This window comes from Pseudaeromonas pectinilytica (assembly GCF_054780855.1).
Genome location: NZ_BAAGVN010000297.1, coordinates 1 through 10,998 on the forward strand (window position 1 = coordinate 1; position 10,998 = coordinate 10,998).

General features: G+C 53.5%; 11 protein-coding genes and 1 riboswitch. Of the genes, 6 read left to right on the forward strand and 5 right to left on the reverse strand.

Features of this window, described 5'->3' with window-relative positions:
- Positions 1–120: 120 nt before the first annotated feature.
- Complete coding sequence (locus ACYVG7_RS12000) at positions 121–831, reverse strand: tRNA-uridine aminocarboxypropyltransferase (protein ID WP_460883337.1); 711 nt, start codon at positions 829–831, stop codon at positions 121–123.
- A gap of 160 nt (positions 832–991) precedes the next feature.
- On the opposite strand from ACYVG7_RS12000, the gene ACYVG7_RS12005 reads away from it, so the two are divergent.
- Positions 992–2,236 carry a malic enzyme-like NAD(P)-binding protein gene (locus tag ACYVG7_RS12005; protein WP_460883338.1) on the forward strand — a complete coding sequence of 415 codons (1,245 nt, stop codon included), beginning with the start codon at positions 992–994 and terminating at the stop codon, positions 2,234–2,236.
- 45 nt (positions 2,237–2,281) lie between these two features.
- Here ACYVG7_RS12005 and bfr (ACYVG7_RS12010) read toward each other — a convergent pair whose 3' ends face one another.
- Together bfr (ACYVG7_RS12010) and bfr (ACYVG7_RS12015) are read right to left on the reverse strand one after the other, a co-directional pair.
- The gene (gene bfr / locus ACYVG7_RS12010; protein ID WP_460883339.1) at positions 2,282–2,749 is read right to left on the reverse strand and encodes a bacterioferritin; all 468 of its coding nucleotides are present in this window, start codon (positions 2,747–2,749) and stop codon (positions 2,282–2,284) included.
- 10 nt (positions 2,750–2,759) lie between these two features.
- Positions 2,760–3,227 (reverse strand): bacterioferritin, encoded by a 468-nt coding sequence (bfr, locus tag ACYVG7_RS12015; protein ID WP_460883340.1) that lies wholly within the window; start codon positions 3,225–3,227, stop codon positions 2,760–2,762.
- A 201-nt stretch (positions 3,228–3,428) separates the two neighbouring features.
- Here bfr (ACYVG7_RS12015) and ACYVG7_RS12020 point away from each other — a divergent pair, with 201 nt between their 5' ends.
- Positions 3,429–3,680: a (2Fe-2S)-binding protein gene (locus tag ACYVG7_RS12020; RefSeq protein ID WP_460883341.1), complete on the forward strand. Its 252-nt coding sequence runs from the start codon at positions 3,429–3,431 to the stop codon at positions 3,678–3,680.
- 60 nt (positions 3,681–3,740) lie between these two features.
- On the opposite strand, the gene trmA is transcribed toward ACYVG7_RS12020, so the two are convergent.
- Entirely contained in the window at positions 3,741–4,841 is a 1,101-nt protein-coding gene (gene trmA, locus ACYVG7_RS12025) for a tRNA (uridine(54)-C5)-methyltransferase TrmA (RefSeq protein WP_460883342.1), read from the reverse strand.
- 133 nt (positions 4,842–4,974) lie between these two features.
- Here trmA and ACYVG7_RS12030 point away from each other — a divergent pair, with 133 nt between their 5' ends.
- From ACYVG7_RS12030 to murI, 4 genes are all read left to right on the forward strand, one after another.
- Complete coding sequence (locus tag ACYVG7_RS12030) at positions 4,975–6,306, forward strand: DUF5610 domain-containing protein (RefSeq protein ID WP_460883343.1); 1,332 nt, start codon at positions 4,975–4,977, stop codon at positions 6,304–6,306.
- 75 nt (positions 6,307–6,381) lie between these two features.
- Positions 6,382–6,921: an ATP--cob(I)alamin adenosyltransferase gene (locus ACYVG7_RS12035; protein ID WP_460883344.1), complete on the forward strand. Its 540-nt coding sequence runs from the start codon at positions 6,382–6,384 to the stop codon at positions 6,919–6,921.
- Between the two features lie 46 nt (positions 6,922–6,967).
- A riboswitch (cobalamin riboswitch) is annotated at positions 6,968–7,162 on the forward strand.
- A 45-nt stretch (positions 7,163–7,207) separates the two neighbouring features.
- On the forward strand, positions 7,208–9,082 hold the full coding sequence (locus tag ACYVG7_RS12040; RefSeq protein WP_460883345.1) for a TonB-dependent receptor domain-containing protein: 1,875 nt from the start codon (positions 7,208–7,210) through the stop codon (positions 9,080–9,082).
- 127 nt (positions 9,083–9,209) lie between these two features.
- Positions 9,210–9,995, forward strand: a complete 786-nt coding sequence (gene murI, locus ACYVG7_RS12045; RefSeq protein WP_460883346.1) for a glutamate racemase — start codon at positions 9,210–9,212, stop codon at positions 9,993–9,995.
- A 7-nt stretch (positions 9,996–10,002) separates the two neighbouring features.
- Here murI and ACYVG7_RS12050 read toward each other — a convergent pair whose 3' ends face one another.
- Positions 10,003–10,548 carry an RNA recognition motif domain-containing protein gene (locus tag ACYVG7_RS12050; RefSeq protein ID WP_460883347.1) on the reverse strand — a complete coding sequence of 182 codons (546 nt, stop codon included), beginning with the start codon at positions 10,546–10,548 and terminating at the stop codon, positions 10,003–10,005.
- Positions 10,549–10,998: the final 450 nt, after the last annotated feature.

Below are 10,998 nucleotides of genomic sequence, written 5' to 3' on the forward strand. Positions count from 1 at the left end.
ACATGAACCGCCGTATGCGGAACCGCATGTACGGTGGTGTGAGAGGACGGAGGCCGCGAGGCCTCCTCCTACTCGATGGGCGTCGCCCAGAACGCCAGAGCTGATAACCGGCGCGCATGTTCAAGTCGTGGGATAGCGAGCCCGGATTTCAGGTGGCAGTGCCGCCAGCTCGCGGGCGATCCAGCGCTCGAAGCTCGCGAGCAGGCGTTCACTTTCCGCGATTCCAACGGCATCACCTTGCTGCTGGCACCATTCCCGCATGAGAAATCCAACCGCTTCAAAGGTCGAGAGTCCATCGGTACGCGGCGATTTACGGATCAGATAACGGCTGGCATGCGTTGAGGCCAGTGACATCCGCGGCAGCTGCGCCAGCTGTGGATGCCCGAGGAGCATTTTAAGGCTTTTTCTCCAGGTTCCATCCAGCACTATGATGCACAGAGGGCCTGTTGGTGACGACTCCTGCCAGTGACTAACTGACTGAGCCTGCTCTCCCGGATAGAGCAACACACACTGCAGATTAGGCTCAGCGAGCAATGCGTTTAAAGCGGTATGCTGACTGAAATCGTGACTGCTCCACACCGTGATATCGGGCACACAGGCTCTCAGCAGAGCCAGACTCCCCTTTGCCTGTTTTACTTCTCCGGGATCCTGAAGGACGACCAGACGCCACGGGAGATTGACTTGAGTTGCCAAGCCGCAGACGCAGCGGGATAAGGGCCGTTCACAGCTCGTACAGTAAGTGCGCAATGTTACTTTTCCATGGGTTATTCGGTTGAATCGTTGCGGGTTGAGGTGACCGGTAAACCTGTTGCTTGCATACCGGACTGCCATCTCGGTGATCGGAAAATCAAAGCGGAAAATTTCCTGGCATTAGTTCCGAGTGGCCCTTGTGAAGCCGCCAAAGGGGATTATGCTCACAACATTCATCGCGCCATCTATCGAACCCGCTCCGGGTCATTATCTCTTTCAACTGCAGCAGAGGGAATTGCCGATGTCCGATCTGAGACAACAAGCCCTGGATTATCACGCCCTGCCGACCCCAGGCAAAATTGCCATCCAGTTAACTAAGCCGGCCGAAACGGCGCTGGATTTGACGCTGGCCTATAGTCCGGGTGTTGCCGAGCCAGTTCGTGAAATCGCGGCAAATCCGGACGAAGCGTATCGCTATACCGCCAAGGCCAATCTGGTGGCGGTGATTACCAATGGCACGGCCATTCTGGGGTTGGGTAATCTTGGGCCATTGGCCTCCAAGCCGGTGATGGAAGGCAAGGCTTTGTTATTCAAGCGATTTGCCAATATAGACGCCATCGATATCGAAGTGACGCACACAGATCCGGCCGATTTTATCCGCACTGTCGCCAATATTGCCGATACCTTTGGTGGCATCAATCTGGAAGATATCAAGGCTCCCGAATGCTTCGAAATCGAACAGGCGTTGATCGAACTGTGCAAGGTCCCGGTCTTTCATGATGATCAGCATGGAACGGCCATAGTCACGGCAGCGGGCATGCTCAATGCGCTGGAAATTCAGGGCAAACAGTTAGCGCAGTGCCACATCGTCTGCCTGGGCGCAGGCGCTGCGGGTGTGGCATGCATGGATCTGCTGATTGCGTGTGGCGCGCGCAAGGAGAACCTGTTTATGCTGGATCGGCATGGGGTGATCCGCTCCGGTCGTACCGATCTGAATGGGCAGAAACCACGGTTTATCAACGATAGTGGGCCACGTACCCTGCATGAAGCCATTGAAGGGGCCGACATCTTTGTCGGTGTCTCTGGGCCCGATTTATTAGGCGCCGAAGAGGTGGCTCTGATGGCCCCTCGTCCGGTGATCTTTGCCTGTTCCAATCCGGATCCGGAAATTGATCCGGCGCTGGCACACGGGGTGCGGGATGACTTGATCATCGGTACGGGGCGATCCGATTATCCCAACCAGGTAAACAACGTACTCTGTTTTCCGTTCCTATTTCGTGGGGCGCTGGATGTGCGCGCCAGCCGCATCAATATCGAGATGAAGAAAGCAGCCGTAGAAGCCTTGCGGCAATTGGCCAAGGAGCCGGTTCCTGCGGAAGTGCTGGCGGCGGCCGACGTCAATGAGTTGCACTTCGGGCCGGATTACGTCATTCCCAAGCCGATGGATCCTCGCTTGTTGCCCCGGGTCGCCCGCGCTGTGGCTGTGGCCGCAGTAGAGTCTGGTGTTGCTCGGATTCCGTTATCGGATCGCTACATGCAGGAGTAGTACGCAAGAAGGCGCCCAAGGGCGCCTTCTTTCGGCTGGGACGAGTTACATCTGGCTTTGCAGATAGTTGGGTAATCCGAGCATTTTGATCAGTCCCAACTGTTTCTCCAGCCAATAAGCATGGTCATCTTCGGTATCTTCGAGCAGTTTTTCCAGAATTTCTCGGGTCTGGTAATCTTGCTCCTGCTCACAGAGCTTGATGGCGTTTTTCAATGCGGTGGCTACATCGTATTCCAGCTGCAGATCGTTCTGCAGCATTTCGGGAACGTCCTTGCCGACATGGATCGGATCCCGAGTTGTGAGATCGGGGATCCCTTCCAGGAATAGGATCCGGCTAATCAGCAGGGTTGCATGTCCTTTCTCATCATCGAACTCATGACCGATGCGCTCATAGAGTTTGTTGAGACCCCAATCCTGATACATCTGGGAATGAATAAAATATTGATCCATGGCTGAAAGCTCGCTGGCGAGCAGGGCGTTGAGAGCCGCGATAACATTGGCTTGACCTTTCATGCTGGTATCCTTAAGCGATCATGCTTTGTAAGTAGTTGGCGAGACCCGTGCTCTGAATGAGTTGGTGCTGCGTTTCCAGCCAGTCCAGATACTCCTCTTCTTCTTCTAGGATCTCTTCTAGTAAATCCCGGCTAACATAATCACTGGCGAGTTCGCAGGCCGCGATTGCCTGACGCAACAGCGGCAGCTGCTCTTGTTCGAACTGGGTATCGCAAGCGAGCATTTCCTGGGGATGTTCGCCAATTTTAAGATGTCCCAGTTGTTGCAGATTGGGAAGTCCTTCCAGAAACAGGATGCGTTCAATCAAGGCATCCGCTTGCTTCATATCCTTGATCGATTTCTTGTAGGCTTTGTCATTGAGCTTGTTCAACCCCAGATGACGAAACAGCCGGGCGTGCAAAAAAAACTGGTTGATACTGGTCAATTCACTGGTCAGAACCTTGTTCAACAGGGCTATGACATTCGGGTCACCTTGCATGGCTATTCTCCCTTGCGAGCAAGCAGGACGAGCGGCATTTGCGCTCGAGCATCGTATTCAGATTAATAGCTCTGTACCGTGCTGCAAAACACTTCGGGCGTTTTTTACACAAAAATAGCTTTATAAATGTATGAAATAGTTGAAAAGCGATGTAGTGATAACTATTATCAAAGCGGTGATGTGAAAAGTGAGTGCGCGACTATGTACGTCTGCTTGTGTAATGGAGTGACTGATACCCAAATCACGGCTCTACTCGCCGAGGGTGAGAAGGGAATGCGTGATTTGCGGCAAGAGTTGAAGGTCGGTACCCAGTGTGGCCGTTGCACTTGCTTGGCCCGGCAGATGGTCAACCGCTTTTATCAAATCAGTGAGCCGGATTCCTCGGCTCGCGTTACCCACCTTCATCTTTGCGATGAGCTCGCGACCGGAGCCGATACTCGCCAGGTTGCGTGAGCTCCTAATTTGAATGCGAAATACGAAGGGCGGCCAGAGGCCGCCCTTCGTATATGGAGATCAGCGCCGGACCAGCCAGACGCCACTTTCCATATGATGGGTGTATGGGAACTGATCGAACAGGGCAAAACGCTCAATGCGGTGACTCTGGATTAACTGCTGCAGGTTGTCTTTAAGCGTTAACGGGTTGCAAGAGATATACAGGATGCGTTCATAAGCCTGCACCATATCCAGCGTGGCCTGATCCAGCCCTGCTCGGGGCGGATCGACAAAAATGGTGTTGCAGTGATAGCTCTGCAGATCGATGCCCTTAAGGCGATTGAACTCCCGCTCACCCCGGATCGCCATGGTAAATTCCTCCGCCGACATGCGCAGGATTTTGACGTTGTCGATACCGTTGGCCGCGATATTGAACTGCGCCGAGTCGACCGACGGTTTGGCGATTTCAGTGGCCAGTACCTGGTTGAAGTTATGTGCCATGGCCAGTGAAAAATTGCCATTTCCGCAGTACAGCTCCAGCAGGTCACCGTCCGCATCACGGGTGACATCCTGTGCCCACTCCAGCATCTGCTGATTCATACCGGCATTGGGTTGGGTGAAGCTGTTCTCAACTTGCATGTACTGCAATTCACGTCCAGCGACTTGCAGTCGCTCAATCACATGGTCTCGTTCCAGCACAATCTTCTGTTTATGTGCCCGCCCGATCAAATCGACCTGGAAGCCCTCATCACGCAGTTGTTGGCGAAGTTGGCGTGCGGCCTGTTCCCACTCGTGATTCAGTTTCTTGTGATACAGCAGACTGATAATGGCTTCACCACTCAGGGTGCTAAGGAAATCAACCTGGAACAGTTTGTGGCGCAAGCCCAGATGTGGACGCAAGGCGGCCAGCAAACGAGGCATCAATTGATTGATGAGCAGACTCGCCGCAGGGAATTCATCAAGCCGGTAGCGTTGCTTGCTCTCCTGATTGAACATCACATAGAAGAGATCATCCCCTTCATGCCAGATGCGGAATTCCGCTCGCATGCGGTAATGCGTCGGTGCGGAGGCAAAGAGCTCCAAATCTGGCGGCGAAAATTCAGCAAACAGTTGCTGCAATTGTTGCTGTTTTTCAGCCAGTTGTGCCGGGTAACGGGTTGGATCCCATATGGGTTGGCTCATGTTGTGTCTCATGCTCTTGGCCTTGAAGGGGCGAAATTGTAAGGGCATAAAGAGGATTGTCCAGAAAAAAGCGGTCAAGTTTTGGTCAGTCGTGCCGATAATCAGGATAAGGCTGAGTGTCGGAGGGGACGCTATGAAGGTGGACGGATTACATGACTCGTTATTTCCGAGTCTGAAACACAAGGGGCATACCCAGATCCAGGGGCAAGAAAAGGCCGAAAAGGCGCAGGATCGGGTTGATTTGGCAACACCGGTGCGGGTGGGGCAGATGGTATTGTATGTTTCCATCAGCAAAAGTTTGAGTCTGGATGGCCATAGCTTTAATGCCTCCACCAGTCAGACGCCTTCGACGGACTCAGCGGTTGAACTCAGCGAAGATAATCCGTTGGGATTTGATTACAAGGCAGTCGCCAAGAATGTACTGGGCTTCGTGACGGGTCGGATCCGCCAGGCTCAGGCCGAAGGGGGGGATGATGAGAAACTGAAAAATATGCTGGAGCAGGCCAAGAAGGGGATCGAACAGGGCTTTGGTGAGGCGCGGCAAGAGCTATCCGGCATGGGCATGTTAAGTGAGGACCTCGGCAAGGGGATCGACAAGAGCTATGCCGTGATCCAGGAAGGACTTGGCAAGTTCGAACAGGAACTGTTTGGTTCGGCTGCCGATGCGACTCAGGTCTCTGCCTCGGTTGCGGTGGCACAGGCCTCTGCCGCGACGCGGAATCAGGGGAGTCTGGAGCTGACGACCAAAGAAGGTGATCGTGTCGTGCTGCAGTTCGATGATGCGCAGCAATGGCGAATGCAGCAAGGAACTGCCCAGCTTAATCGCAAGGCCATGGGAGCATATGCCGAGGTTGGTAGCGGCGCGCAAACAGCGGGTGCAAACCGTAGCGACAACCTGATGGTGAGCAGCAGCGAATTTCTTTATTCCCATACCGCTAGCTTCAGCTTTTCGGTGCAGGGTGATCTGAATCCGGATGAGTTGAAGGCTATCGGCTCGTTAGTGCAACAGATGGGCTCACTTTCGGACCGCTTTTTCAGTGGTGATCTGCAAGGTGCTTTCGATATGGCGCAGCAATTCCAGTTGGATGATACCCAGTTGGCGAGCATGTCACTGGATCTGAAACAGCAACAAACCATGGCCTGGAGTGGTGTCCTGGCACAAACCACACAGACTGAGGCTCCAGTGACGCCCTTGCCCGTCGAGGGTGGTGCGTTGCCGGTTGCTGACAAGGCCCCCGCTGCTGCCGAGGAGGTTTTGGCGCCATTAGCGGATTATCTCCAACAGTTACAAGAGATGATGACCCAGGCCAACTCGTTCTTTGAACCCGAACAGCAGAGCGAGTTGAGCCGGTGGGTGGTGGCGAACCAGATCGGTTCTCCCGATCCGTCGTTGGAGGCAGTTTTTGATCGCTTCAACAACTTCAATCAACGGATGTTTGGTGTTCTCGCTGCGTTAGCCAGTTAGCGGTCTGGATGATTGCCTGCGCCTTCGGGTGCAGGCACACTCCTGCGCTGTACCCCTTCGTTGCAGGATCCTGATATGGCTATCACCAAGACCCGCGATTTACGTGAACTGTGCTATCCCTTCATCTTTGAAACCAAACTGACCTGTGATTATGAAATTCTCACCGATGAGTTGTGTTGCCAGGTGGGTAACGTGCTGGCGCAACTGTCGGCCGATTTCCCGGAGGTTCGCACCGATCTGCAGGCATTACAGACGCTGATTTACCATCTCAACGGCTCCGTTCGTGGCAAGAATGGCATCTTTGAAGAGAATATCGACTGGCTGAAAGGGCGCTATGACTTTTATTGGCAAGCCAGTGGTGAGCGGGTGAATGGGTTTGTATTGCCGCAGGGGCCACAACCGGTACCGGCTTTGCACTTGTGTCGTTGCAATGCTAAAAAAGTCGTGCGCATGTTGGTCCGGCTGGATGAGGTCGGCATCCGCTTTGAGCCGACCCTGCCACGGTTTGCCAATCTACTGGCTAATTTTTTCTTCGTGGTAACGGTTTATCTCAAGGCCAGACTCGCGGTCGCGGAGATCCCGTACGTGAGTATCAATTACCCACAAAAAATGTGAATGAACTCGCAGACTTAGCTCTGTATACATGACGGGGGTAAGCTTCTATAATCCCGCCCACTCTGGTGCTACAGCTTAAAAGGGAATCCGGTGAGAATCCGGAGCTGACGCGCAGCGGTATGGAGGAACGAGGATGACACGGACCAGACAGAGTCCAGACACTGCCAGACATTGGTGGGAAGTCGTCATCCAAGGTGAATTGCCTCCGAGCCCGAAGACCTGCCTGAGCCATTGCCGAATCATCGGCCCATCATCTTCATAGACACTACGCGCATTAGGGAATTCTATGAGCAAATTATTCTGGGTAGCAGGATTGCTGCCCGTGGCTGCTATTGCTGCGCCACAAACTGACACGTCCACGACAGCACAAACCATGGTGGTGACTGCCTCGCGTTTTGCCGAACCAGAAGCCTCGATTCTGGCGCCGGTCAATATTGTCACCCGTGAAGAAATCTCGCGTCTGCAAGCCAAAACGGTGACCGAGGTGATGCGGACGCTACCGGGGGTTGAAACCATTAGTTATGGTGGCCATGGGCAGAGCGCTTCGACGGCGGTTCGTGGTGGGACTTCGGCGCAAACGCTGGTTCTGCTGGATGGCGTGCGCGTCAATGCCATCACTTCCGGTGGCGCCAATTTGAACGATCTACCACTGAATCAGGTGGAGCGTATCGAGTACGTCCGTGGTGCCCGGGCCTCTATTTATGGTGCCGACGCGATTGGCGGGGTCATTAACATTATTACCCGGCCGGATGTGGGTACCCAACGGCATCAATTCAGAGGCGGGGCCGGTTCGCGTGGCGAGCGACAATTGGGTTGGAGTAGCACGTCGACGGTCGGAGCGGCTGGGCAACTCAAGGGTGCTGCCGGTTTTGAGCAAGAAGACGGCTATAACGTTCACCCAGTGGCGGGCGTGAATGATGGTGATGAGCATGGGTATGAGGGTTACAACGCCATGCTGGATTACCAACAGGCCTTAAATAACCAGTTCGACCTGTTCACCACGGCCCGCTGGTTCCGCAACCAGGCTCAGTACGACAACTCCTACACCGGGAGTTGGGGCTCGCAGCATGAGCGCAAAGAGACTTGGTCGGAAAACCAGAGCTACCTCGTGGGTGGCCGCTACCATGCTGGTAACTACCAGAGTGAGTTGCAAGGAAATTATGGCCGCGAGGACCTGTATAACTACGTGGATAGCAGCAGTCGTGATGCCGCTCAGGATCGAACTTATATCCGCCAGTACAACCTGAGTTGGCTGCATGACCTGGCATTGACCGATGCCTGGCGATTGGGAACTGGTGTGGACTGGCGACGTGAACGTTTGACACCGGACTCGGTATCTAGTGGCGTCGCTTATGCAGATGACACACATAGCCGTGATAACACAGGTTTGTATGCACTCAGCCAGTTCCAGCAAGGAGCTTGGCAAGCCGAGTTAAGTGGACGCACCGATGATAACGATCAGTATGGACGGCATAACACCTGGCAGAGTGGTGCGGGCTGGACCTTCCTGACGGATTATCGATTGAGTGGCCGTTACGGCACCGGTTTTCGAGCTCCCTCGTTCAATGACCTTTATTTTCCAGATGCCTATACCCCAGGGAACCCGGATCTGCAGCCGGAAGAGTCTAAAAATCGTGAGCTGATGTTGGATGGCGTGACAAAAATGGTGATCTGGCGTGTCACCGGCTATCGCAACGATATTGAGCAGATGATCCAGTGGGCGCCGGATAGTAGTGGCTTATGGCGTCCAGAAAATGTCGGGCAGGCCCGAATCGATGGCCTGGAGTTGGAAGCCGAATTTGATACCGCGCAGATCAGCCACCGACTGTCGGCTGATTTCAAGGATCCACAAGATACGGTGCGTGATAAGCAGTTACAGCGTATCGCCAAGCGAAATGCCAAGTGGATTGCACAAACCAGCATCCAGCAATGGGAAGGCTCATTGAGCTGGATTTACCAAGGCGAACGCTATGATGACGCTGCCAATACGGTCGTTTTGGGTGGTTATAGCGTGTGGGATATGGGACTTGGCTATTCATTGACCCAGCAACTCAAGTTACAAGGCCGTTTGGCCAATATGCTGGACAAACAGTATGAGACAGCGGTTGGGTATCCAGCGGCTGGGCGATCGTTCTATATGACGGTCAACTATCAGTTGTAACCATCACTGGTTGAGCGAGTTGACTGTAAGGGGCCGAGGCCCCTTTTTTCATGGGTCTTCGCGGCGCCAGATGCTATGCCTGTTGGCAACATGGGGGTATTATCTCTGGCCTGTATGAGGGGGATGTGTGAGAAAGCGAGTTCTTATTTTTGACTCCGGAGTGGGTGGTCTCTCCGTTTACGATGAAATTCGCCACGTCCTGCCGGATGTGGATTATATCTACCTCTTCGACAACGCCCGCTTTCCTTACGGCGAGTTACCGGCTCAGGAGCTGGTACACCGCTGCTGTGGCTTGATTACCCGAGTAGTGGCTAAGCATGCGGTGGACTTGGTGGTTATCGCTTGTAATACCGCGAGTACCCAAGTACTTCCTTCCTTGCGGACCATGTTATCCGTGCCGGTGGTCGGTGTTGTGCCTGCGATTAAGCCTGCTGCACTCCTGACGCAAAATGGTTGTATCGGTCTTCTTGCAACACCTGCGACTATCTCTCGGCCTTATACCGATAAGTTGATTCTGGAGTTTGCGGCGCATCATCGTATTTTACGCTGTGGTTCCACGGAGCTAGTGATCCAGGCGGAGCGAAAGCTAGCGGGCGAAGCAGTTGATCAGGCGCGGATCCACGAGATTCTTTCGCCCTGGTCCGAGGGCCCGACGCCACCTGATACTGTGGTGCTTGGGTGTACGCATTTCCCGCTACTCAAGGAAGAGATATTGCAGGTGCTGCCTGGTGTGACGTTGGTGGACTCCGGCTCGGCGGTTGCCCGCCGAGTGCGGAGTATCGTAGGTGAGATGACGGTCCAGGGACCGGGCGCATCATGGGCTTATTGTACCCGCCTTGATGCCAAGGCCTGCACGTTACGAGGCCCGTTAAGCGCATATGGCCTGAACGAACTACTGGCATGGCTCGATTAAAAAATCGTTAAGCCTCGCTATCCCCCAACTCCATGCTTTCTCGCTTCTCATTAGCCTCTCGAACTTTCAGGGTACGCTGCAAGTATTCGGTTTCATTTAGTGCGGCAATGGCGGCATGTGCTTCCTTCTCTGGCATTTCCACAAAACCATAACCCCGACGTTTTCCAGTTTCTTTATCTTTCACTAAACGGACTGATATGACCTGGCCATATTCTGAGAACAGCTTGCGGATTGCCGCTTCATTGGCTCGATAGGGAAGATTACCTACATACAGGGTCTTGGCATCTGTGATGGCCACAGATTCCTGAACGGGATTGGCAGTAGTTTGGGGCGTAGGCCGTGATGTCTTGACGGACGCATCCTTTGTGGCGGTAGCACAACTGCTGCGGCAAAGAAGCAACGGCGTTAAGAGTCCGGATACCAAGGCTGCTACAGCGGCGAATAAAGCGGCGTTAATGGATGTAGAAAAAGAGAGAGCTAAAACATAGAACAATACGGCCAAGCCCAAGGCTAAGGCTGAGGCACGAAAATAAGAGTGCTGGGGGGTATTCATCACAATAGTCACCAAGTTGATAAGAAAGACAAAGAAAGCAATCAATTAAAACAAGGTCATGTTAGAGGCTTGGCCGCTACTGAGCCAACGACATAACTGCTTTACGCTAGCGACTTAACATTTTTTCGCCACTTTTAGATCAATGACCAGATCCATAAACCACAAAAATGTGGATAAAGCTGTGAATAGCTATGTATTGATTGAACATAACCCAAAATCACTGTTTTTCTGATGAATTTAGCGAAAAGTCGCTTGCACGAAAGTTCGATGTCCCTATAATGCCGCCTCGCTGACACGGCAAAGCACGCACTCTTCGGAAAGCGCTGCAGCGGTGCCAGCCGGGCCGAAATGCCCCGGAGCGAACACAGTAAAATGTGCTTGACTCTGAATCGGGAAAGCGTAAGATGCGCATCCCACGACAGCTGAGGCTGTCACGCTCTTTAACAATCA